The sequence below is a fragment of the Burkholderia sp. MSMB617WGS genome (assembly GCF_001532025.2).
Classification (GTDB): Bacteria; Pseudomonadota; Gammaproteobacteria; order Burkholderiales; family Burkholderiaceae; genus Burkholderia; species Burkholderia savannae.
Window position 1 is genome coordinate 2,230,393 of sequence record NZ_CP013458.1, and the last position, 23,400, is coordinate 2,253,792.

A 23,400-nucleotide genomic window follows, 5' to 3' on the forward strand; every position below is an offset into this window, starting at 1 on the left:
CACACGGCGTCAATCCGGAATACGAAGAGAAACATATCGCCGCCGCACGAAGCACGACGCGGAACCACCCCTTCCTGCGCCACGTGCCGGCATCCGGACGATCGGCCTGCCCCCGCGCCGCCGGCATATCCGCGTCTCGGCGTGCAACTCGCGCGCCCGCCGCGGGTCCAACACGGCGCTTTCGCGTTGCCGCATCCATTCATTTGCCCATCGATCGCCGGCTCGCGACGCATTTTGATACGAGCTTTCCTGTGTACCGTCATCGCGACGAGGTACCGGCCGACACTCACGTATCGTCCAGCACGTCATGCTCACATTCGTCAACCAACCGCACGCCGCGTCGTACTATGCGGCAACCCTCAACGACACCACTCGCCATCCGTCGCTGGAAGGCCCGATCGACGCCGACGTATGCGTGATCGGCGCGGGCCTCACCGGCGTGTCGGCGGCGCTCAATCTCGCCGAGCGCGGCCATTCGGTCGCGGTCGTCGAGGCGTCGAAAGTCGGATGGGCGGCGAGCGGGCGCAACGGCGGCCAGATGATCGGCGGCTTCGCATGCGGAATCGACGCGTTCGGGCCGTACCTGAACGCCGGCGAAATCCGGCTGATGTGGGACATGGGGCTCGAAACGCTTTCGATCGTCAAGGAGCGGATCGCAAAGCATGCGATCGACTGCGCGCTCGTGCCCGGCCATCTGAGCGCCGCGAACAAGCCGCGCGACGTTCGCGCGCTGCGCGGCTGGCGCGACAAAGCCGCGCGCCGCTTCGGCTACGATCGCCTGCGTTACGTCGAGCGCGACGCGCTCGCGCAATACGTTCAATCGGACCGCTATCTCGGCGGCCTCTTCGATCCGGACAGCGGCCATCTGCATCCGCTCAACTACACGCTCGGGCTCGCGCGCGCGGCTGTCGGGCAAGGCGCACGCATCTACGAGGACAGCGCCGTCACGCGCATCGCGAGCGAAGCCGGGGCGCACGTCGTATCGACGGCGCGCGGAGAAGTCCGCGCGAAGTTCGTCGTGCTCGCGTGCAATGCGTTTCTCGGCGCGCTCGCACCCGCACTGTCGCGCAAGATCATGCCGGTCGGCACCTACGTGATCGCGACCGAACCGCTCGGCGAGGCGCGCGCGCACGCGCTGATGCCCGCGCAGGCGGCGATCTGCGACAGCCGCTTCGCGCTCGACTATTTCCGCCCCGCGCCCGACACGCGGCTGCTATGGGGCGGCAAGGTCAGCTACTCGACGCTCGAGCCGCGCGATCTCGCCGAAGCGATGCGCCGCGACATGCTGAAGACGTTCCCGCAGCTTGCGGACGTGAAGGTGGACTACGCGTGGGGCGGCTTCGTCGACATCACGATGAATCGCGCGCCGCACTTCGGCCGCTTGTCGCCGACCGTCTATTTCGCTCAGGGCTTCTCGGGACACGGCGTCAACACGACGGGGCTCGCGGGCAAGCTGATCGCCGAGGCGATCGACGGACAGGCCGCGCGCTTCGACGTGTTCGGCAAGATCCGCCATCGCGACTTTCCCGGCGGCGCGGCGCTCAGGACGCCGGCGCTCGTGCTTGCGATGGCGTGGCATCGGCTGCGCGATCTGCTGTGATGGCGCGTCGCGCCGGCGAGCGGGCGCACGCGAGCGCGCCAGACGCCCTGGGCCGCCGCCAGATACGGCGTGACGGCGCGACCGGTCGCCGCCCGCCGCACATGGTCGGCGCCGGACGGACGATTCGAACACCGCGCATGCCGTCGAATCGATGTAGAACATGGACGCACGCGCCGCTTGCGAGATTGCTTGCATGCGCAACGAACATGCGATGCACGGCGCGGCAGCCTGCATTCCAGCCGCCGCGCGACTGCTTCGGCCGATGCCGTCGCGCAATCAACCGCGCACGCCGTCATCGTTCGATCAGAACGTTTCCCAGTCCGCGGTCGCGTCCGCCGCAGCCGCTGCGCGCGCAGCCGGAACGACGGGCGCGGCCGGGGCCGCCGACGGGGCCGGCTTCACGGCGTCGACCACGCGCACCGCATGCGCCGCGCGCGGCGCGGTCACCGTCGACGTCGACGTCGCGGACGCCGACGCGCTCCGTCGATGCGAAGCCGAATCCGCCGACGCGCCGTCGAGCCGGAAAAACGCGACAGTCTGCTTCAGCTCGCGCCCCTGCTCTTCGAGCGAATGCGACGCGGCCGCCGCCTCCTCGACGAGCGCCGCGTTCTGCTGCGTGACCTGGTCCATCTGCGTGATCGCGAGATTCACCTGCTCGATGCCGCGGCTCTGCTCGGCCGACGCCGCCGCGATCTCGCCCATGATGTCGGTCACGCGCGCGACCGCCTGCGTGACTTCGGCCATCGTCTTGCCCGCTTCGCCCGCGAGCGCGGAGCCGTCGCGAATCTTCTGCACCGACGCGCTGATCAGATCCTTGATTTCCTTCGCCGCGCTCGACGAGCGCTGCGCGAGGCTGCGCACTTCGCCCGCGACCACCGCGAAGCCGCGCCCTTGCTCGCCCGCGCGCGCCGCCTCGACGGCCGCGTTCAGCGCGAGGATGTTGGTCTGGAACGCGATCCCTTCGATGATGCCGATGATTTCGGCAATCTTCGACGAGCGCTCGCTGATGTCGGTCATCGTGTCGACGACCTGGCCGACGACCGAACTGCCGCGCAGCGCGACGTCCGACGCATTGGACGCGAGCCCGCTCGCCTGCTGCGCGTTGTCCGCATTCTGCCGGACGGTCGACGTGAGCTCTTCCATGCTCGATGCGGTCTCCTGCAGCGAAGCCGCCTGCTCTTCGGTGCGCGACGACAGATCGAGGTTGCCGGCCGCGATCTGCCCGGAGGCGGTGGCGACCGCATCGCTGCCCATGCGCACGCGCTCGACGATGCCCTTCAGGCTGCCGTTCATGTCGGCGAGCGCTTTCAGCAACTGGCCCGTCTCGTCCTTCGACGTCGTGTCGATGCGCGTCGTGAGATCGCCGTCGGCGACGGTGCGCGCGAACTTCACCGCATCGCCCATCGGCTTCGTGATCGAGCGCGAGATCAGCACGCCGAGCCACAGCACGACCGCGAGCACGGCCGCCGCCGCGGACACCTCGAGCGTCACCGCGCGATCGATGATGTCCTTCGCTTCGTTCGAGCCGGCCTGCCCGAGATCGGCGTTGAACGCGCGATGCGCGGCGAGCGCCGAGTCCATCTGCTTGGCGATCTCGATCATCCGCGTGCCCATCAGGTCGCCCGCCTCCTGCTTCTTGCCGTCGCGCGACAACGCGAGCACGTTGTCGCGCACCGCGTCGAGCTGACTCATCAGCGCGCGGTCGGTCGCGAGCATCTCCTTGTCCTTGTCATTGGACAGCAGCGGTTCGTACTTCGTGAACTGATCGTCGACGTTGCGCCGTTCCTGCGCGATCTTCTGTTCGAAATCCTTCGCCTGATCGGCATTCGTCGAGAGCACGTGCTGATTCACGAGCAGCAGCATCGAATCGAATGCGCGCTGCGCGTCGTCGAGCACGACGAAGCTCGGCACCGTATTGACCGTCGAATAGCTGGCGGCCGTGTAGACGCGGCGGCTCTCGTAGATGCCGAAGCCGGTGATGGCGCACAAGGCGACGAGCGCGGCGAGAATCAGCACGATCAGCCGGGCGCCGATCTTCATGTCGTAAAAGAGTTTCATTTTTCAGGCGCGAGTAGCAGACGCGGGTAACTGTGGGGGCAACGATTCGGACAACTGCAAGACAGAGGCGCGTTCGACGACGGATGCCAATCGTGTGAAAATTGATCGTGCTTCCGTCATGCATTTGTATGGTTCGAACGCATTCTGCGCATAGCTATCCGACACCGTTAGCCCGGTATACGGCACGCGTGGGCATGTACTGAAGTGCTGCGCATCAGATTCGACGTCGATACGCGATCGACGTCGACACGCGTGCCGCATCCGCGGCTTTTCGTCTACATTTTCAGGGCGTTCAGATCGTGCCCGGCAACGGGCTCGACGCGAGCACGGCGGCTGTCGCGAGCACGCCCATCAGCACCAGCGATTCGATCTGCAGCACGATGCCGAAGCGCCGCAATGGTCGGATGAATGCGTTCGATTTCGGCGAGGAGCCGTCGAGCGTCGTCAGCAGAGAAGGCATCTCGAAGAAGCGATTGTGTCCGCCGAGCGCCGCGGCGATCGCCACGAGCGCGAGCTTCAGCAAGAGCACCTGCCCGTACGTCGAGCCGAGCAGATTCGCGGCCGCGCCGACGCCCCGCCAGCCGTTGTACGCGCCCGTGCCGAACAGCACGACGAGTGCGAACGTCGCCGCATCGGACAGCGACTGCACGAACGCCGCGCCGTTGCGCCGATCCGCGCCGGGCGCATCGGCGAGTTGCGGCACGACGACGTACGTCGCGATCGCCACGAGCCCGACCCACGCGCTGATCGCGAGCAGATGCAGCCAGTCGACCCACACCGGCACGCTGAACAGCCCGGCGTCGACCGGATGTCCGCCGTTGCTGCGCGCGAGCGCGACGCCCGCGAGCACGAACCACAGCGCGAACGGGAAACGGGCGTCGCCGCCGGACTTCGACAGCGACAGCCCGACGACCGCGAGCATCAGCACCGCGCTGACGAGCCATGCGTGGCCGTAGCCGGTTCCCACGAGCATCGAGCGGACGGCGGGCCACGCGTCCCACAGCGCCGATTCGCTCATCAGCGCGCAATGCACCCAGAACGCAAGCACGCTCGACAGCAGCATGCCCACCGCCGCGATCCGCAGCGCGCAAATCAACCGGCGACTCACTTGCGCCTGCCAGGGCGACGCGCCGCGCGCGAGCCACTGATCGCCGAGCAGCGCGCCGACGACGACCGCGAAGGCTGCGCTCTGCAACGCGACGCCGACCAGCCGCAACATGCCGAGGAAACCGTCGTTCATCACTTCACCTTGAACACGTAGGAGCCCTTGGTTTTGTGCGCATCGGCCGTCATCACCGTCCACTGGACGGTGTACGCGCCCGGCGCGAGCTTCGGCACCGCGAGCGTCAGCACGCGCGGGTTCGCCGCGTCGACGCGCGCCTTCTCCGCCGCGACGGGCGCGCCGTTCGCATCGGCAACCTTCACCGTGCTGAACGTCGATTCGAGGCTTTCGTTGAACGTGAGCCGCAGCGCGTCGGGCGCCGCGTCGACGGTGCTGCCCGCCGCCGGCACGGCGCTCTCGAGCTTGCCGTGCGCGAGCGCGACGGCGGGCGCCGCGGCGGCGGAGATGACAGCGGCCGCGATCGCGGCGAATCGAAGCCGCGGCGGGTAAGTGAATCTCTTCATGATTTCCAATCCTGAATAATCGTGGCGAAGCGGCGTCATACTTGTGCCGTCATTGCTTTTGCAGCTTCACGACGGTGAGCGCGCCGTTCACCTCTTCGGCGACAAAATCGATCTTGTCGCCGGTCTTCACCTGCGACAGCATCGCCGGGTCCTTGACCTTGAAGACCATCGTCATCGCGTCCATGCCGAGGTTCTCGAGCGGGCCATGCTTGATCGTCAGCCTGCCCGCGGCCGCATCGATCTTCTTGATTTCGCCGTGCGACATGCCGGCGTTCGCGGCGCCCGCCCGCTGCGCGCCGCCCTGCATGTCCATCCCGCTCATCTCGCCCGCCGCCTGCGCGGCGGCCGGAACGGCAAGCGCACATCCGATCGCGATCGTCGCCAATACGTTCTTCATGGTGTCATCTCCTTCGTTGGGGGTGGAAAACGAACCGGACGCCGCCGCCCGGCCCGGTAAAACTCAGTTGTCCGGCAATTCGCCGGTGTATTCGTACGCGACGGTTCCTTTCGGATGCCTGAACCAGCCCGGATCGCGGTAGTCGTTGCGGCCGAGACCCTGCCGAACCTTCACGACCGTGAACATCCCGCCCATCTCGAGCGGGCCGAACGGCCCGGTGCCCGTCATCATCGGCAGCGTGTTGTCGGGCAACGGCATTTCCATCCCGCCCATCGCGCCGCCCGTGCTGCCCATCGCCATGTAATCGGGCACGAGTTTGTTGATCCGCTTCGCGAGATCTTTTTGCGGCACGCCGATCAGGTTCGGCACCTGATGCCCCATCGCATTCATCGTGTGATGCGACTTGTGGCAATGGAACGCCCAGTCGCCCGGACGATCCGCGACGAATTCGATCGCGCGCATCTGGCCCACCGCGACGTCGACCGTGACCTCCGGCCAGCGCGCGGCGGGCGGAATCCAGCCGCCGTCGGTGCCCGCGACTTCGAATGCGTAGCCGTGCAGATGAATCGGATGATTGGTCATCGTCAGGTTGCCGAAACGAATCCGCACGCGGTCGCCCGCGCGCACCGGCAGCGGATCGATGCCCGGGAACACGCGTGCGTTCCACGTCCACATGTTGAAGTCCGTCATCTCGTTCACGCGCGGCGTGAAGCTGCCGGGATCGATGTCGTACGCGGACATCAGGAACACGAAATCGCGATCGACGGGCATCGCGCCGCGATCCTTCGGATGCACGATGAACGTGCCCATCATTCCCATCGCCATCTGCACCATCTCGTCCGAATGCGGGTGGTACATGAACGTGCCGGGTTTCTCGAGCCGGAACTCGTAGACGAATGTCTTGCCGGGCGGAATGTGCGGCTGCGTGAGGCCGCCGACGCCGTCCATCCCGCACGGCAGCAGCATCCCGTGCCAGTGGACCGTCGTGTGCTCGGGCAGCTTGTTCGTGACGAACACGCGGACCTTGTCGCCTTCGACGGCCTCGATCGTCGGCCCCGGCGTCTGTCCGTTGTAGCCCCACAGATTCGCGTTCATCCCGGGCGCCAGTTCGCGCACGACGGGCTCCGCGATCAGATGAAATTCCTTCCAACCGTTCTTCATCCGCCATGGCAGCGTCCAGCCGTTCAGCGTGACGACGGGCGTGTACGGGCGGCCGTTCGGCGGCGCGAGCGGCGGCTGGGTCGCGGCCTTCGCCATCGTAGGCGCCTCCGGCAGCGACGCGGCGCCGGCCTTGCTGACGAGCGCCGCGCCCAGCAGCGCGGCTCCGGAGCCGCCGAGAAAAGTTCGACGTGACACCATCTTCATTAACCTTCCGAATTCGTGGATGACGCGGGCGGCGCCGCGAGCGCGGGAGCTTGCCCCTGTGCGTGTGATGCGGGCGCGGGCGCGGCCGGCGCGGAGGACGATGCCGGCGCGACGGGCGCTGAAGCCGGCGATGCCGGCGCCGCGATCGCCGAAGCGGATGCCGACGACGAAGCCGACGAAGCGCGCCCGGCCGACGCCGCGGCGGGTGCGGCCGGTTGCGACTCGCCCGCCGCCTGCGCGCCGCGCGGCAAGCGCCCGCCCATCGCCTGCTGAAGATCGGTCTGCGCGAGCCAGTAGTCCTTCAGCGCTTCGATGTAGCCGTTCACCGCGCCGACCTGGTCGCGCGAGTCGGCAAGCAGCTCGAACACGCTGACGAGCATCCCGTTGTAGCGGAGCAGCATTTCGTCGGAGATCGTCTTGCGCAGCGGCACGATCTCGTCGCGGTAGTGCTTCGCGACGTCGTAGCGCGTCACGTAGGCCGCATACGATTCGCGCACTTCGGAGCGCGCATCGATCGCGGTCTGCGCGAGCCGGTTCGCCGATTGCAGGTAAGTCGCCTTCGCCCGCGCGACCTTCGCGCCGCCCCAGTCGAACAACGGAATCTCGACGCTGATCTCGTAACCGTGCTCGTGGCCCTTGTCGGTCTCGTAGTTGTCGAGGTAGCCGGCTTCGAGCGCGTTGACGAAGCGCGTCGCCTGCGTGAGGCCGAGCGACGTCGCGACGCCCTGCGTCCTCAGCTTCGCTGCCTGGATGTCGAGGCGGTGCGCGATCGCGAAGCGCTCGACGCCGTCGAGCTGCGGCCGCTCGGCGGGCAGATCGGGCAAGCGATCGGGCAACTCGTACGCGGTCGACGCGCCCCACAGGCCCATCGCGCGCGTGAGCTTCTCGCGCGCCGCGACCGCGCGCAGCCGCGCGCTCGCGAGTTGCGCGACCGAGTCCGCATAGAACGCCTGCTCGCGCGCATCGTCGAGCCGACTGAAGTTGCCCGCCTGACGCATCCGGCGCGCAAGCTCCGCGCCGGCGTCCGCCGAATCCGCGACCTGCTCCGCATAGGCCGCCGCCTGCGCGGCCGCGACCGCTTCGACGTACGCGCGGCGCGCATTAGCCGCGACATTGAGCATCGCGTCGGCGGTCTCGAGCTTCGTCTGCTCGAAGCGCCGCCCCTCGATCCTCGTCGCGAGCGGCAGCGTCAGAATGCTCAGGACGCCCATCGAAAAGGTTCGGCCGATGCTCAAGTCGTTGCTCGAGTGCGTGCGGCTGAACGTGAAGCCCGGATTCGGCAGCCGGCCCGCCTGCACGAGATCGGCCTCGGACAGGCCGAGCTCCGCGTACGAAGCCTGCAGCCCGCGATTGTTCAGGAGCGCGATCTGTACCGCGTCGTCGATGCCGAGCGGCTTCGACAGCAGCGCCTGCGTGCGGCGCGCGGCCGCGTCGCGGTCGGCGTCGGTCTTCACCAGCGCCGCGTCTTTTCCGAGCCGATCGGAAGCCGCGGCCGAGACGGCGTCGAAGCCGCCGTCCTTCGAAAAGGTCGTGCAGCCCGCGGTGAACGCCAGCACCGCGGCCGCTGCGCCGATCCGCAGAGAAACGAGGCGCGTCGTCATTGGGCCGCCTCGTCGTGCATCGCGCGATGGCCGCCATGGCCGTCGCTACCGCCGTGTCCGGCATGTCCTGCATGTCCTGCCTGTCCGGCTGCTGCGTCGTCACCCGCTCGGATGGGTTTCGCGGCCGCGCGGCGCGGCGGTTCGGCCACCGCGCGGTTCAATTGCTGCCAGGTCGGCCCGTCTTCGTCGCGGTAGCGGCGGTAGCCGTCGAGTGCGGACGGCGCCACGATCGCGGGCACCGACGCCGCGGCGTCCGCCGGGTCGGCGAACGTCGTCGTCGCGTGCACGAGCGCCGGCCATGCCGCCGACGCGCCGAGCAGCGCTGCGGAAATCTTTCGCATGAAATTGTCTCGTCGTCAGGCATCCCGGCGGCGCGCGTGCGCGCCGTCAGGACGAGTTTGCGTATCGCGGCAAGCGCGCCGCGACCCGAGGGATCAGACGAGAGAGATTCGAGGCGGCCGTTCGATGCCGCCCGTCAGGAACGACACCGCGCCGGCGTCGTGAGGAAGGAAAAGCGCGATGCGCGTCGCGTCGAACGACGCCGACGCGACGGAGCCGGCCGGCAAGCCCGCGCCCACACAGCAAGATACGCAGGTCGCGCATGGGTGCGCGTGATGCGCGCCGCGCGGATCGGAGTGCCGATGATCGTCGGCGGCCACGGCCGCGTCGTTCGCACCGTGACCGTTTTCCGCCGCGGCTTGCGGCAGATGGTGGGCAGGCGCGCCGCCGTCGCCGCGCGCGGGTTCGCAATTCATCGAGACGGCCGCCAGCGACTGAACCGGGAGGCTCAGGGCCAACAGCACGATAACGAGGAGCTTGCGCCAATATGACATAGGGGCGGAGTCTAACATGCGTCGACGACGGCCGTAAGCGCTTTCTGCACGTCGAACGAAATGCGGCGGCGCGGCGCTGCCGCGCTGGCAGAGCCGGCCGACGCTCGGCGGACGCAACGCAACGCAACGCGGCGCGGCGCGGCGCGGTGCAACTCGGCATCGGCACGGCTGACGAATCCGCGGATTCGCGCGCGCCCGCGGCACGCGCTGCGTCCTGCCCGAAAACGGCGACGAAACGAAAGCGAACAAAAGCGAACGAGGTCAAACGAGAGCGGGCGGGAACCGTTCGCGGCCGTCCGTGACGCCGCACCGCGCTCAAGCCGGCGCGCGCCCGCCCTTCTTCGTGCGGTGCGCGTCGCCTTCGCCGGCACTTCGCTCGCGCTCGCCCGTCGAACGCTTCTCCGAGCCACGCGCCGCCGACGCGGCGCGCCCGCCCATCGTCCGCGCGAGCAGCGGACGCAACTGTGCGAGCGTGCGCGTGTTCAGCACCTGTGCCTTCGTAAGCCAGCCGCGGCGCGCCTGATCGACGCCGATTCCGAGATGGATCAGATCCTCGCGGCGATGCGCGTCCGAATCGATCGACACGAGCACGCCGGCCTGCGCCGCCTGCCTGCACCAGACATCGGCAAGATCCAGCCGCTGCGGCTGCGCGTTCAGCTCGAGATGGCAGCCGCGCGCGCGCGCATGCTCGATCACGCGGGCGAGATCGATGTCGTATGCGTCGCGCTCGCCGAGCAGCCGTCCCGACGGATGCGCGAGGATCGTGAAATATGGATGATCCATCGCGCGCAGCACCCGCTCAGTCTGCGCCGCGCGGGACAGATCGAAACGGCCGTGCACCGCGCCGACCACCAGGTCGAGCCGCGCGAGCACGTCGTCGGGCAGATCGAGACCGCCGTCCTCGAGGATGTCGACCTCGATGCCCTTGAGCAGCACGACGCCGTCGAGCGTTTCGTTCAACCGATCGATTTCGTCGATTTGTCTCGCGAGGCGAGCGGCGTCGAGCCCGTGCGCGACGCCGAGCCGGTGCGAATGATCGGTGATCGCCAGATATTCGAGGCCGCGCCGGCTCGCCTCGAGCGCCATGTCCTTCAAGCCGTCGCGGCCGTCGGTCGCGCTCGTGTGCGCATGCAGATCGCCGCGCAGGTCCCGGCGCTCGACGAGATGCGGCAAGCGGCCTTCGCGAGCGGCTTCGATCTCGCCCTGGTTCTCGCGCAATTCGGGCGGCACCCACGCAAGGCCGATCGACGCGTAGACCGATTCCTCGGTCGCGCCCGCGATGCGCCGCTCGCCATGGAACACGCCGTATTCGTTGATCTTCAGATCGCGCGCCTGCGCGATGCGGCGCATCGCGATGTTGTGCGCCTTCGACCCGGTGAAGTAGACGAGCGCCGCGCCGAGCGACGGCGGCGCGACGACGCGCAAGTCGACCTGAATTCCGCAGCGAAGCACGACGCTCGAGCGCGTGTCGCCGCTCGCGAGCACGCGCGCGACTTCGTCGTATTCGGCGAAGCGCGCCGACACCTTCGCCGGATCGCTCGCGGTCACGAGAATGTCGAGATCGCCGACCGTCTCGCGCCTGCGGCGGAAGCTGCCGGCCGCAAGCGCCTCGCTCACGCCCGGCGTCTCGCGCAGATACGTGAGGAGCGGCGTCAGATACTGCGTCGCGAACGACAGCAGGAAGCGCTGCGACTTGCGCCGCAGCCGCGCGCCGATCGCCTCCGCGATGTGCGCCTCGGTCTTCTCGCCGAAACCCGGCAGCCCGCGAATCTTGCCGTTCTCGGCGGCCGCCTTCAGTTGCTCGAGCGTCTCGACGTGCAGCGCGTCGTGCAGCGCGCGCACGCGCTTCGCGCCGAGCCCCGGCACGCCGAGCAGCTCGACGATCGCGGGCGGCAACGCCTGGCGCAGTTGTTGCTGCAGCCCGCACGTGCCCGACGTCGCAATTTCTCGCAGCTTGGCGGCGAGATCGGGGCCGATCGTCGGAATGTCGTCGAGGTTCCGGCCCTCCGAGATCATCGTTCCGATGTCGCGACCGAGCCCGCCGACCGTGCGCGCCGCGTTCCGATAGGCGCGCACGCGAAACGGATTGGCTCCCTGTATCTCGAGCAGATCGGCGATCTCAGCAAAAACCGCCGCAAAATCGGCATTGTGGATCGGCATGTTCGACCTCGCGTCACATCGGCGTCGGCGCGCGACGCAGCGCGGTCACGCCGCGCGGCCCGACGCGCAGCCGCGCAACCGCGCGCAGCCATCGCGCCTTTTCAGCTTAGACCACGACGCGCATCGGGGCCGTGCGCGGACGCCGGCGGCGGCGCATGCCGGCTGCCGGCATCGCGATCCGTCCGCTCGACGTCCGGCACGACAGGCTCAGCATAGGCAGGGCGCGGCGCGTGTCGTTGCGTTGGATCAACCGGATGCACGCCGCAAATTTCGTGCGCGCTCGCGGCAGCCGTTACGTATGATGTGCGCGTTGCTGCACGAAGCCAAGCTGTACGGAACATGCGCGCCGACCTGCGGTAAGCGACGCCGGAATCGACTCCAGAACTGGAGAATCGCATCCGCCCGGTTTCTTGTACCGTTTCACGAGGAAGCCACTGCGGCCGCCGCAACGCGCGATACCGGCCGCGATACCGGCCGCGATATCGACTTCGAATCGATGCCGGCGAGGTTCGTCGATCCGCGGTCCGCCGCGGCCAATCGTCGATCGCGCCCGAAAAAAAACGCCGCGGCATGGGTCACTTCTGCGGATATCCCGGCGAAAATCGCACGGCGCCCCGCCGCAGCGCGTCGCTCAACGGCTCGGAATAGAACCGGAACACGCATTGCGCGACGAGCGCCGACACGCTCACGTAAAACACCAGCCACATCGGCTTCGCGCCCGCGCCGATCGTCTCGCGCGTGACGACCTCGCGCAAGATCCCGAGCACGACGATGTGGAACAGGTACAGCTCGTAGCTCCGTTGTCCGAACCAGCGAATGACGCGGGACGCGACGCGCGGCGCGCGCGCGTCGTCGCGCGCATCGTCCCTGCAGCCGTATAGCAGCACCGCCGAGCAGAATGCGACGGCAGTCACGCCCCAGACGACGTTGCGCATGATCGGCCCGCTCAGGTAGACGGCGGCGATCGCGGCGGCGGCGGCCGTCCGAAGCGCCCGGCTCCAGCCGCGCGGAAGCGGGCGAAACGGCAGCAGCGCCGCGCAGCATCCCATCGCGATCGCGTCGAAGCACGACACGTAGCCGTACAGCGCGACAATTTCGTCCTGCGCATGCAGGCTTCGGTAAAGAGGACCGGCGACGATCGGCACGCACAGGAACGCGACGATGCGGCGCCGGCGGCGCAGCACCAGGCAGAGGATCGGAAACGCAAGATAGAACACCTCCTCGACCGACAGCGACCACAGAATATTCATCGCGTAATTGAAATAGCCGACCTTCGCCATCAGCACGTTGTGCCAGAACGTCAGCACCGACAGCACCGCGACAAACGTGCTCGCGGTGTCCGGTTTGTCGACGAACGATCGCAGGCCGAGCGAGCCGAGCGCCACGATCGCGACGAGGACGAGCGCGAGGCTCGGCAAGATCCGCGACGCGCGATACGCGTAGAACGTCGCCGGCTCGATCGCGCCGAGCGAGCCGAAGCGCCGGATCGACGTCGACGTGATCAGGAACCCGGACGCGGCGAAAAACATCGTGACGCCGTAATTGCCGTTTCGCGCGGCGGCCTTGATCGCGTCCGACAGAAACGGCGAATCGATCGGCGTGACGTTCAGCCGGTACGTCAGATGGAAATGCAGGATCAGCACGAGCAGGATCGCGATGCCGCGCATCAGGTCGACGCCGTCGCTTCTTGTTTTCGATTCCATTGCTTCCGGATTCCATGCAGGTGTCGGCCGGCTTGCCGCGTGCGCCGGTTTTCTTCGATTTTTTCGGACTGCCACGAACCTGAACGCCGCCGCCGCACCGGCGCGCGCACGCCGAATCGCCTGCGTGATCACGCGCGTCGCCTGGATGCGATACGTTGCGATCGACGCCGAGCCCTCGTTCGAGGCGTCGAGAATCTTCATCCAGCAGGATTGAAAAAACGACCGTTTCAATTCCAATAATTTTGATGAGGAAAATTCCCTATCCCACTGTAATTGCTAACGTAATAGGCCGTTACTATAATCGTTCCAAAGCGGCAATCCAATAATTGGGGCGTCATGAAAACGACACCGTTTTCCTCGTTGAAAGCGATGTGCAGAACCGTACTTCGTCGATCGAAGTGGGCGGCGTTGCCGATCGCCCTCGCGTCCGCACTCGCCGTCCCGTCGTTCGACGCGCACGCGAATTCCGCCGTGCCGAAGCGGCATCCCGCCACGTTCGTGTTCATCAGGAAAGCGAGCTTTCATCCGCAATCGGCTCATGCGCCGCTCGCCACGCACCACGTAAAGGCCGGCCGCTACCGGCTGGCGAGCGGCGTGCACCGCATCGCGTTCTCGCCGCGCGCGCCGCTCGGCGCTCGCCCGTTCGAGCCGCGCGGCACGTCGCAACCGTTCGGACTCCGTTCGAACATCGCCTACATGATCGACCAGCACACCGGCGAAACGCTGTTCGAGCGAAATGCGCAATCAGTCGTGCCGATTGCGTCGGTGACGAAGCTGATGACCGCGATGGTCGTGCTCGATTCGAAGGCGCCGCTCGACGAGCGGATCGAAGTGACCGACGACGATCGCGACCAGGACAAGTTCACCGGCTCGCGCCTCGCGATCGGCTCGGCGCTGAGCCGCGACGACATGCTTCACATCGCGCTGATGGCGTCCGAGAATCGCGCGGCGGCGGCGCTGTCGCGCTACTACCCCGGCGGCCGCCCGGCATTCGTCGAAGCGATGAACCAGAAAGCGCGATCGCTCGGCATGGTCGACACGCATTTCGAGAATCCGACCGGGCTGTCGAAATACAACGTGTCGACCGCGCGCGATCTCGCGAAGATGGTCGAGGCGGCTTATCGATATCCGCTGATCCGCGACTATTCGACCGATCTGAAATACGAGGTCGACACGGGCCTGCGCACGCTCTACTACCACAGCACGAACATCCTGCTGCGCGACGCGGGCTGGAACATCAGCGTGCAGAAGACGGGCTATATCAAGGAGTCCGGCATTTGTCTCGTGATGCAGACGACGATCGACGGGCGCGATGTCGTGATGGTGCTGCTGGATTCCGCCGGGCGTCATTCCGATTTCTTCGACGCCGCGCGGCTGCGCGCGATGCTGACGACGGGCGGCGCGCGCGTGACGGAAGCGAATTCGGCGAACGGCGGCTGAGCCGGGGCGCGGAGCGCCGGAACGAGCGGGGCAGCGGGTTCGTCACGGGCGCGGTTCGCGAGTCGGCGCCCGGCGGCGAAACCGTTTCGTGACCGTGACGCGCGTCGCGCGGAACCGAACGATGCGGCGAGCGCGCCGCGCACCGCCGCTCAACGCGCTTCGGCAATGCCGCCGCATGCGCGAGCGCCGGCTCGCGCAACCCACGTTCGCCGCCCTGCGGCAGCCCGCTCCGATCGCCCTTCCGCTCGCGTTCCCCAACAGCCGGCCGCTCGCGCGTCTCACGCGCTCTTGCCGCGCCCGTCGAACGTCGCCCTGAATTGCGCGGCGAACCGGTCGACCTGATCGGCCGGCAGATGATTGACGCCCGCCGCGCGCTTTCGCCCGCCGCCCGTTGCGAAGCCTCGGCAAAAATCGTCCGCCCCGATCGCGTCGTTCTCGGGCACGCGCACGCTGACGACGTAGCCGCCGTCCGTCCTCGGACTCAGAATCGCCAGCGCGCACGCCGGATGCTCGCGCATGAGCTCGTTCGCGAGTACGCCGGTCACGCGGCGCGCCCAGCGCTCGGACGGCAGCACGAGCATCATCGCGCGGGACGTCGCCACCTCCGGGCGCACCGCGCGCGCTCGGCCCAGATCGTCTTCGTAACCGTCGCTCAGCACGCGCAGCACGTCGGTTCCGTCGATGAAGCCGAGTGGGTCCGCGAACGGCTGCATCGTCTCCGCCAATGCCGCGGGATCGAAATGCAGATCGTCGACGCGCTCGCCATATGCGTTGTAATTCAGGCACCGGCCGAGCCGCGCGTATTGCTCGAGCGCCGCCGGCTCGACGCGATGCGCGCGCGCAAGCGCTTCGCCGAGTTGCGGCAGCGCGTCGCCGAACGCCGCAACGATTGCCCAGCGCGCGTGACGCCCGTTCAGGAATCGGTCGACGATCGCGCTCGTGCAGACGTCGGCGGCGGTGTCGATGTACGCGTGGAAATTCGGATGGTCGGGCAGCGCGCCCGCGAAGTGGTGATCGAAGTAGCGCAGCCGCGCGCCGGCCGCGAGCAGCCGCTCGACGTCCGCGCGGTTCTGGTCGTGCGACACGTCGAGAACCGTGATCTCGTCGCCGGCGGCGGCCGACACGCGGTCCAGCAATCGAACGTCCCGCTTGACGCCCGTCACGAGCGTTCCGCCCGGCCCTTCGGCAAGACGCAGCTGCTGCAGCGCGCACAGGCCGTCCGCGTCGCCATTGAAGGCGAAGATCCGCGCGGGCGGCGGACGGCCGGCGTCGCGGCTCGCCGCGCCGTCCGCCGTTTCGTGGAGGGCCGCTTGCGGGCCTCGATGCCCGCCGCGTGCGATTCCGAAATTCGACATGGGTCTCCAGAAAGCGATCGATCGGTGTTCGAAGTGCTTCGCCGGGATGAAGCGTGGCCTATGCATGAAGTGACGAGGAGGGCCCCGTTCGACGTTCGACGTCAGGCTTCGGCTTCGGCTTCGGCTTCGGCTTCGGCTTCGGCTTCGGCTTCGGCTTCGGCTTCGGCTTCGGCTTCGGCTTCGGCTTCGGCTTCGGCTTCGGCAGGCCGATTATCCCTGCTCGATGCTCGAAGCGCGATGCGCGCACTCACAGTTCATCGCGCCTCGCATGACGAATCGAAGCGCCGCGATTGTATCGTTTCGCCGTCGATCAACCGCTTCGCTGCACGAAACGCCGCACCGCTACGTCGCGCGCCGCGTGCCTCGCCGGCCGCGCCGCACGGCCAGCCACCGCCGCGACCACGACCTCGCCTCCGCCTCGACCAACGCCGGCCCCGTCACGCCACTGCCCGCGCAACGCCCGTTGTCCGCCGCGCTCGAAGCTTCATCTTAGGCCGGCGCCCGATCCGAACCAAGCCCGCGTCAAGACGCAAAGGGCGCGCGGCCGGCCGCCTCTTCCGCCAGCCGTCTCCGGCCTCCATTCGCTCATGCAGCCGTCGGCGCCTCCGTTAAATACCGCGCGACATGTCCCATCGCCCGCGACACATACGCCTCCTTCTCGCCGACCGGCGCGACGTAATGCAGCGCACGCTCCGCGGCTTCCCGCCCGTCGAGGCGCGCGATGATCCACGCGGCCAGGTACTGCGACGCGAGGCAACCGCCAGCCGTCGCAACGTTGCCGCGCGCGAAGAACGGCTGATTCAGCACGTCGACGCCGGCCTCCTGCGCCCACGGCTTCGTCGTGAGATCGGTGCACGCCGGCAAGCCGTCGAGCACCCCGAGCTTCGCGAGCACGAGCGTGCCCGAGCATTGCGCGCCGAGTAGCTGCCGCGACGGATCGAGCCGCAGTTGCGCGAGCAGCGCGTCGTCGGCCACGACTTCGCGCGTGCGCACGCCGCTGCCGACGAGCACCGCATCGGCGTCGCTCGCGTCGCGCAGCGACGCCTGCGCGTCGATCTCGACGCCGTTCATCGACCTCACGCGCGCGGTCGGGCTCGCGATCGACACGCTCCAGCCCCGCGTCTTCACACAGTTGAGAATGCCGAGCGCGATCAGCGAATCGAGCTCGTTGAAGCCTTCGAAAGTGAGAATGGCGATATGCATGAAGTCGTCTCCGTCAGTGATCGATTGCGACGACGCATCGTATGCCCGAGAATCACTACAATCAAATAATTGTCATGGATACATCGGTATGGCCCGCGCCCGTTACAAACGCCTCGTCGACGCACTTGCCTCCGACATTCGCTCGGGCCGCCTGCCGCCCGGCACGCGCCTGCCGACCCATCGCAAGCTCGCGGCCGCAGAAGGGCTCGCGCTCGTCACAGCCACGCGCGTCTACGCGGAACTCGAAGCGATGGGGCTCGTCAGCGGCGAAGCCGGCCGCGGCACGTTCGTGCGGGAAACCGCGCTGCCGCGCGTGCTCGGCGTCGACCAGCACGCGGCCGCCTCCGGCGTCGTCGATCTCGGCTTCAACTATCCGTCGCTGCCCGAGCAGACCGAGCTGCTGCGAAGCGCGCTGCGGCAGCTCGCATCGTCGGGCGACCTCGATGCGCTGCTGCGCTACCAGCCGCACGGCGGGCGGTGGCACGAGCGCGCCTCCGTCGCGCGCCATCTCGCGTGCCGCGGGCTGTCGGTCGACGCCGAGCAGGTGACGATCGTGAGCGGGGCTCAGCACGGGCTCGCCGTGACGGCGATGGCGCTGTTGCAGCCCGGCGATGTCGTCGCCGCCGACGCGCTGACCTATCCGGGCTTCAAGGTCGTCGCGAACGCGCAGCGCCTCGAGCTCGCGCCGATTCCGGCGTCCGGCCAGGGCCCCGACCTCGACGCGCTCGCGCGGCTGTGCGAAACGCGCCGGGTGCGCGCGGTGTACACGATGCCGACGCTGCACAATCCGCTCGGCTGGGTGATGAGCGCGCATCGCAGGCGGCGGCTCGTCGCGATCGCGCGCCACCACGGGCTGATGATCATCGAGGACGCCGCGTACGCGTTTCTCGCCGGCGATCCGCCCGCGCCGATCGCGGCGCTCGCGCCGGAGGCGACCGTCTACGTGTCCGGGCTGTCGAAGAACGTCGCGACCGGGCTGCGCGTCGGTTTCGTCGCGGCGCCCGTGCAGTGGGTGCCGGCGATCGAGCGCGCGATCCGCGGCACCACGTGGAACACGCCCGGCGTGATGACGGCGATCGCATGCGGCTGGCTCGACGACGGAACCGTCGCGCGCCTCGAGGCCGACAAGCGCCGCGATGCGGCGGCGCGGCAGGCCATCGCGACCGACGCGCTCGCGGGGCTGCGCTGCGTTCGTCATCCGGCATCGTATTTCGTGTGGCTGCCGCTCGCCGACGAAGCGCGGGCCGATCAGGTCGCGATGGCGCTGATGCGCGAGCAGGTGTCGGTGTCGACCGCCGAGCCGTTCGCGACGTCCGCGCACGTGCCGCATGCGATCCGCGTCGCGCTCGGGTCCGTCGATCCGGAAACGCTGCGCGACGCGCTGCGCAAGGTGAGGCGAGTCATCGGCGAATATTCTTTTTAGGACCCGGAAGAGCGCCGGACGGAACGGCGGTCGGGCCGACAAAGCACGCGCCGGTCGCGGATACGCGAGCGACCGCCGCACCGTGCGAACACTTGACCGCGCGGCGACGAACGCGATCGGAAGCGGCCCCGAACCGCCCGGCGGCGAGCGCCTTTGCCTTTGCCTTTGCCTTTGCCTTTGCCTTTGCCTTTGCCTTTGCCTTTGCCTTTGCCGTCTGCCGTCTGCCGTTTGCCGCGCTGCCGTGACGATCGGCGAGAGACGCCTGTTCAGGCGCGCGGCCCGGCGGTCGGTTCGCCGTCGTCTCGGGAACACGCCAGCCGGTTCAGCCGAGCGGGAAAACTTCGGTAACGCGCGGCTTCGTCGGCACACCCGAGCGGCGCTGGGCCGAAGACGATCAAGCCACAATGAGAAGAGGAGCGATTGAATGGCGGCTCACCGCTTGGATCGGTGTCCCGCTTCCGGGCCGCTTGTGTCTGGGCCGCCATTCAATCGCCCCTCTTCTCATTGCCTGCCCGCACGCAAACTCAGCATGCGCTCGCCGGCCGAGCCCACGACGAAGCGCGCCCGCCTCGCGCGCGCCGCGTGTGCCTACAACGCTTCCTCGATGCGCTGCTCGCCGGTCTCGCGAACCGAGAGCGCGTCGCCGATCGCATAGAAGTGGCCGCCCGCGACGTGATGCAGGCTCCGCCACGCCGGCTCCGCTTGTTCGAATTGCCAATGCCCGTCCTTGAACGCGCGCGTATCGGACCATGCGGCTACGACCTCGCCGATGAACAGGTCGTAGGCCTGCTGGTTATGCGGCTCCGGCACGAGCCTGCACGCGAGCCACGCGGAGCAGCCCGCGACGAAAGGCACGTCGTGGCCGTCGATCGAAAACAGCTGCACGCCGGCACGCTGCAGCTTGTCCGGCTGGTCCGACAGGCTATGGCTGCCGACCTCGTGCGTAAGTCGCAACTGCGCCGCCGTCGGCACCTGGACGACGAAGCCACCGCCCTTCTCGATGAGCTCGCGCGTTTTCGTCGCCTTGTCGAGCACCACCGTCAGCTTCGGCGGCGAGAAATCCAGCGCGCACGCCCATGCCGCCGCCATTACGTTGTCCACGCCGTCGTGGCGCGCGGACACGAGCACCGTCGGACCGTGATTGATGAGTCGATAAGCTTTTTTCAGCTCGACCGCAGCGATATGACTGTCCATTCAGACTCCACAAAGAAAATTGCCACGGGATGATGCCGGGCGGGTTGCAACCGTTCGGACGTGATCGATTCGCCGACGCCGCGTGCTTGGCGCCGCGCGCCTCACGCCACATACCTCATGCCACACGCTGCGCACCGCACGCCGCGCGCCCGGAGCGCGTTGCTTGCCATGCGTCGCCGATGCGCCGACGGCCTCGCTTCGATGCGGTCGCCATGCGCATCGCATCCATCGCTTCCAACCTCGCCTGCGCCGCCCAAGCGACGGCGGCGAGCCGACCGACATGCACTTGCAAGCGCGGCGCGACGCAACGGCCACCGATCGGCTCGACGATGCGTCTTTCGACGCCGACGCCGACGCCCGTAACCCGTAACCCATCGCTCATCGTCCATCGCCCGACGACTACCGGCAGCGCTCGCACAAGCGCAAGGATAGCGTTCGTTAGCCGTCTTCGCTGACGGCGCCCGTGGCGCGCAAGCGCCACCGGCCGACGTTCGGGCCGACGTGCGTGGCGGTCAGGTCAATCGATCGGACGCCACGACATGCCCGCCCGGCTCCGGAACCAGCGCCGCCTCGATCAGTGCGCGGGCGATCCGCGGCGCCGGGTTGATCCGCCAGCCGCGCGGCAGCAGCGGCCCGAGCAGCGTCAGCGCGAGCACCGCGGCCCGCTCGCCGGCGCGAAACTCGCCGCGCTGCCCACCGATCAGCCCCGGCCGCACCGCGGTGAATGAAGCGAAGCCGAGACCGGCCAGATCCCGCTCCAGTTCGCCCTTCACGCGGTTGTAGAAGAAGCGCGACGACGGATCGGCGCCGACGGCCGAATTGAGCACGTAGGTCGGCGTGCCGTGCTGCCGCGCGATGCGCGCGACCGCGAGCGGATAGTCGTGATCGACGCGCCTGAACGCGGGCCGGGAGCCCGCGGCGCGCATCGTCGTGCCGAGCGTGCAGATCACCGCGTCCGCGCGCCACCACGGCGCGTCGTCGGGCAGGCGATCGAAGTCGACGCGCGGCGCGTGCAGCTTCGGATGTGCAGGCAGCGCGCGGCGCGCGAGCGCCACCACGCCGTCGACACGCGGATCGGCAAGCGCCAGGTCCAGCACGTGTCGGCCGACGAGCCCGGTCGATCCGACGAGAAGCAGCTTCATCCTGAATTCCTCGGTGCGTGGCGTGCATCGGCGACGACGGCGGCCTTGCCACATCGCCCGGCGATTCTCTTGCCGGGCGGCTGGCCATGCCGTCGCCCGTCGCGCCGATGCATTCCGTTCCGTTGCTCGAACGCCCGGCGCGAAGCCGGACGACCGTTCCAGGTGTTCGTGTCCGTTGCCGCCCGGACGATCGACGCCAGAAACGCAGGATAAGGGATTTTGAACTGTGTGCAGCGATTCGGATCGAACGTCGAAAATCGGCCGGCAAGTCCTGCGCGAGCCGTATCGAGAAGAACGGCATCGCCGCGATTTCGCCGATCGAAAGCGGCTTGCGCCGACGAATCTGCGGCGCGAGCGAAAGAAGAGATCAAGATCGATCGCGCCAAGCGCCTCGACGTTGTGGCGAATCGACAAGCGAAAGCCCAACGAGTTCGCACGTTGATTGACCATTGCCGACGCGCGCGCAACGCGCTCACAATCGAAACGGATCGGCACGCGGTTGCCTTGCGCATGATACGAGCGCCGGATGCTCGGCTCGGCCGCCGCACGGGACAACTTCCGCTATCTTGCAGCGGCGACGTAGCCGCCGCCGAACCAAAACGATTGTTCCCTGCCTGGCGGGCCGTCGTCCGTCGGCATCCGAACGCATTCGACAACGTGCGGGAATCACACGACATGGCTATCCCACAAACCAGGCAGGAATTGCTGGATGCGATCCGCACCACTTACGAAAAGCTGGCGGCGGACCTTGCCGGCGTGCCGCCGGAACGCGCACGTGAGGCTACCCTGGAAGGCCACGCACGAGGCACGCGGATGAGCGCGGCCGATCTGGTGGCCTACCTGATCGGCTGGAACCAGTTGGTGCTGAAATGGTGCGACGCCAGCGCGCACGGCCGGCCGGTGGATTTTCCCGATACCGGGTACAAGTGGAACGAACTGGGGCGCCTGGCACAGAAGTTCTATGCCGATCATGCCCATGACGACTATCCCGGCTTGCTGCACCGGTTCGCCGACGTGCACGCGCGCATCGTGTCGCTCGTCGAGCGGGAAACCGACGAATCTCTGTATGGCGCGCGCTGGTACGAGAAATACACGCTGGGACGGATGATCCAATTCAATACGTCGTCGCCGTATGCCAATGCGCGCGCGCGTTTGCGCAAGTGGAAGAAAGCCCATGGGATCACCTGACGGCGAATTTCTCGGAAGGTCGCGGCCGGCATGGGCTGCTGCAATGCGATGCGATGCGATGCAGATTTTCGACATCGAACGATACGACGCCCCCGTTTCCGACATGTTTTACGCCCGTCACCGCGAAAGTCGTCGTGCGCCGTTTTGGCGGAATCGCCATGCCGAGCCACGCGACCGCGCGCCTTCGTCACCGCAAGCGCTTCAAGGCTCCGAAGCTCCGTGAACAAGTGATGAACGAACAGCTGCCCATCGCCGGAATGTTCGTCATTCAAAATTTCGCTCATTCCGCTCAGTCCGGCTCCCCCGAATTCGAACGCGCTATCTCGCACACGATTCAAAAAAAGCGCCGCCCCAGCGACGAAATCATCAAGCAAAACAACATCCTCGATTAACGCCACATCTCACCCACCCGCACCCCAATTCCTCTCCGCGTCGAATTGACCTGCGGCGGGATTTTGTAGCCAATCAGGCAGTGAGTTTCGCGTCGATATTATCGGAATCCAACCAGGCTCGACGGACCGTGGCCGGAGGTTGATAGCGATGCGCGTTATGAGGCCGGCGCTCGTTGTAGAACTGCCGCCAGCGTTCGATGAGTACCTTGGCCTCGGCACGGCTGCGGAACCATTCCCGGTTCAGCAATTCGTCACGCAGCTTGCCGTTAAAGCTCTCGACGAACCCGTTTTGCCACGGACTGCCAGGCGCGATGAAGGCCGGACCGATTGCAGCGTCTCGCAGCCAGCGCATGACCTTGGCAGCAGTAAATTCAGCGCCGTTGTTAGACCGAACGAATGCGGGCTTGCCGTACAGCCGCATCAGTCGCGACAGCGTCAAGATCACATCCTGCGACCGCAAGCTGGCACCGACTTCGATCGCCAGGCATTCGCGAGTGTATTCATCGATCACGCAAAGCATCTTCAACGCCCGCCCGTCGCCGCGTCGACGGGGACTGCACTCTACGGCCTCTCGTCCCTCCCCCTCAGCAGCTACGCGGCGGCTGCGTCTATCGTGTTGTCGGTCTTCTACATATGGGGCTCACTGCCCCGAGTCGCACGGACTGCCGTAGCGCTCAAGCGCGGCGTGCTCGATAAGGACTGGTCACCTTGTTCCGACCT

22 protein-coding genes and 1 pseudogene are annotated in these 23,400 nt (G+C 67.5%); 6 read left to right on the top strand and 17 right to left on the bottom strand.

Annotated features, from left to right (window positions below; all coding sequences use genetic code 11):
- Positions 1 to 307: 307 nt before the first annotated feature.
- Positions 308 to 1,600, top strand: coding sequence for an FAD-binding oxidoreductase (locus WT60_RS30700; RefSeq protein ID WP_059671222.1), 1,293 nt, complete (start codon positions 308 to 310; stop codon positions 1,598 to 1,600).
- Positions 1,601 to 1,903: 303 nt separating this feature from the next.
- Here WT60_RS30700 and WT60_RS30705 read toward each other — a convergent pair whose 3' ends face one another.
- From WT60_RS30705 to WT60_RS30750, 10 genes are all read right to left on the bottom strand, one after another.
- A complete protein-coding gene (locus WT60_RS30705) occupies positions 1,904 to 3,658 on the bottom strand; it encodes a methyl-accepting chemotaxis protein (protein ID WP_059579237.1) in 1,755 nt (584 codons plus the stop codon).
- Between the two features lie 292 nt (positions 3,659 to 3,950).
- Positions 3,951 to 4,898, bottom strand: a complete 948-nt coding sequence (locus WT60_RS30710) for a CopD family protein (protein WP_060356667.1) — start codon at positions 4,896 to 4,898, stop codon at positions 3,951 to 3,953.
- Positions 4,898 to 5,284 carry a copper homeostasis periplasmic binding protein CopC gene (copC, locus tag WT60_RS30715; RefSeq protein ID WP_038748254.1) on the bottom strand — a complete coding sequence of 129 codons (387 nt, stop codon included), beginning with the start codon at positions 5,282 to 5,284 and terminating at the stop codon, positions 4,898 to 4,900. The genes WT60_RS30710 and copC overlap by 1 nt, the downstream gene beginning before the upstream one ends.
- 49 nt (positions 5,285 to 5,333) lie before the next feature.
- Positions 5,334 to 5,681: a copper-binding protein gene (locus tag WT60_RS30720; protein WP_038748218.1), complete on the bottom strand. Its 348-nt coding sequence runs from the start codon at positions 5,679 to 5,681 to the stop codon at positions 5,334 to 5,336.
- 63 nt (positions 5,682 to 5,744) lie between these two features.
- Positions 5,745 to 7,046 carry a copper oxidase gene (locus tag WT60_RS30725; protein ID WP_038748216.1) on the bottom strand — a complete coding sequence of 434 codons (1,302 nt, stop codon included), beginning with the start codon at positions 7,044 to 7,046 and terminating at the stop codon, positions 5,745 to 5,747.
- Complete coding sequence (locus WT60_RS30730) at positions 7,046 to 8,647, bottom strand: TolC family protein (protein ID WP_060356668.1); 1,602 nt, start codon at positions 8,645 to 8,647, stop codon at positions 7,046 to 7,048. Before WT60_RS30730 ends, WT60_RS30725 begins: the two co-directional genes overlap by 1 nt.
- On the bottom strand, positions 8,644 to 8,988 hold the full coding sequence (locus WT60_RS30735) for a hypothetical protein (protein ID WP_059641390.1): 345 nt from the start codon (positions 8,986 to 8,988) through the stop codon (positions 8,644 to 8,646). The genes WT60_RS30730 and WT60_RS30735 overlap by 4 nt, the downstream gene beginning before the upstream one ends.
- A gap of 93 nt (positions 8,989 to 9,081) precedes the next feature.
- Positions 9,082 to 9,480 (bottom strand): hypothetical protein, encoded by a 399-nt coding sequence (locus WT60_RS30740; RefSeq protein ID WP_038748210.1) that lies wholly within the window; start codon positions 9,478 to 9,480, stop codon positions 9,082 to 9,084.
- Positions 9,481 to 9,795: 315 nt separating this feature from the next.
- Entirely contained in the window at positions 9,796 to 11,640 is a 1,845-nt protein-coding gene (gene polX / locus WT60_RS30745; protein ID WP_060356669.1) for a DNA polymerase/3'-5' exonuclease PolX, read from the bottom strand.
- 575 nt (positions 11,641 to 12,215) lie between these two features.
- On the bottom strand, positions 12,216 to 13,343 hold the full coding sequence (locus tag WT60_RS30750; protein WP_060356672.1) for an acyltransferase: 1,128 nt from the start codon (positions 13,341 to 13,343) through the stop codon (positions 12,216 to 12,218).
- A gap of 369 nt (positions 13,344 to 13,712) precedes the next feature.
- Here WT60_RS30750 and WT60_RS30755 point away from each other — a divergent pair, with 369 nt between their 5' ends.
- Positions 13,713 to 14,783, top strand: a complete 1,071-nt coding sequence (locus tag WT60_RS30755) for a serine hydrolase (RefSeq protein WP_060356673.1) — start codon at positions 13,713 to 13,715, stop codon at positions 14,781 to 14,783.
- Positions 14,784 to 15,061: 278 nt separating this feature from the next.
- Here WT60_RS30755 and WT60_RS30765 read toward each other — a convergent pair whose 3' ends face one another.
- The 3 genes from WT60_RS30765 to WT60_RS30770 all read right to left on the bottom strand — a co-directional run bounded on the left by WT60_RS30765 (position 15,062) and on the right by WT60_RS30770 (position 17,341).
- Positions 15,062 to 16,138 carry an acetyltransferase gene (locus tag WT60_RS30765; protein WP_081989553.1) on the bottom strand — a complete coding sequence of 359 codons (1,077 nt, stop codon included), beginning with the start codon at positions 16,136 to 16,138 and terminating at the stop codon, positions 15,062 to 15,064.
- 101 nt (positions 16,139 to 16,239) lie between these two features.
- On the bottom strand, positions 16,240 to 16,389 hold the full coding sequence (locus tag WT60_RS34145) for a hypothetical protein (protein ID WP_186448631.1): 150 nt from the start codon (positions 16,387 to 16,389) through the stop codon (positions 16,240 to 16,242).
- Positions 16,390 to 16,723: 334 nt separating this feature from the next.
- Complete coding sequence (locus tag WT60_RS30770; protein WP_060355906.1) at positions 16,724 to 17,341, bottom strand: DJ-1/PfpI family protein; 618 nt, start codon at positions 17,339 to 17,341, stop codon at positions 16,724 to 16,726.
- 88 nt (positions 17,342 to 17,429) lie between these two features.
- Between WT60_RS30770 and WT60_RS30775 the strand changes: the two genes are divergently transcribed.
- Complete coding sequence (locus WT60_RS30775; RefSeq protein WP_060355907.1) at positions 17,430 to 18,764, top strand: PLP-dependent aminotransferase family protein; 1,335 nt, start codon at positions 17,430 to 17,432, stop codon at positions 18,762 to 18,764.
- A 92-nt stretch (positions 18,765 to 18,856) separates the two neighbouring features.
- The gene (locus WT60_RS34840) at positions 18,857 to 19,009 is read left to right on the top strand and encodes a hypothetical protein (protein WP_186448632.1); all 153 of its coding nucleotides are present in this window, start codon (positions 18,857 to 18,859) and stop codon (positions 19,007 to 19,009) included.
- A gap of 343 nt (positions 19,010 to 19,352) precedes the next feature.
- On the opposite strand, the gene WT60_RS30785 is transcribed toward WT60_RS34840, so the two are convergent.
- The 3 genes from WT60_RS30785 to WT60_RS34150 all read right to left on the bottom strand — a co-directional run bounded on the left by WT60_RS30785 (position 19,353) and on the right by WT60_RS34150 (position 21,471).
- Entirely contained in the window at positions 19,353 to 19,958 is a 606-nt protein-coding gene (locus tag WT60_RS30785) for a flavin reductase family protein (RefSeq protein ID WP_038748198.1), read from the bottom strand.
- Between the two features lie 512 nt (positions 19,959 to 20,470).
- Positions 20,471 to 21,100, bottom strand: a complete 630-nt coding sequence (locus tag WT60_RS30795; RefSeq protein ID WP_038748196.1) for an NAD-dependent dehydratase — start codon at positions 21,098 to 21,100, stop codon at positions 20,471 to 20,473.
- Entirely contained in the window at positions 21,097 to 21,471 is a 375-nt protein-coding gene (locus WT60_RS34150) for a hypothetical protein (RefSeq protein ID WP_145986924.1), read from the bottom strand. Before WT60_RS34150 ends, WT60_RS30795 begins: the two co-directional genes overlap by 4 nt.
- 67 nt (positions 21,472 to 21,538) lie before the next feature.
- On the opposite strand from WT60_RS34150, the gene WT60_RS30805 reads away from it, so the two are divergent.
- Both WT60_RS30805 and WT60_RS34155 read left to right on the top strand, forming a co-directional pair.
- Positions 21,539 to 22,288, top strand: a complete 750-nt coding sequence (locus WT60_RS30805; RefSeq protein WP_269467181.1) for a ClbS/DfsB family four-helix bundle protein — start codon at positions 21,539 to 21,541, stop codon at positions 22,286 to 22,288.
- Positions 22,261 to 22,680: a hypothetical protein gene (locus tag WT60_RS34155; RefSeq protein WP_145986925.1), complete on the top strand. Its 420-nt coding sequence runs from the start codon at positions 22,261 to 22,263 to the stop codon at positions 22,678 to 22,680. Before WT60_RS30805 ends, WT60_RS34155 begins: the two co-directional genes overlap by 28 nt.
- A 73-nt stretch (positions 22,681 to 22,753) precedes the next feature.
- Here the strand turns inward: WT60_RS34155 and WT60_RS30815 are convergent.
- A pseudogene (locus WT60_RS30815) lies at positions 22,754 to 23,218 on the bottom strand (integrase core domain-containing protein); the annotation flags it as partial.
- Positions 23,219 to 23,400 lie beyond the last annotated feature (182 nt).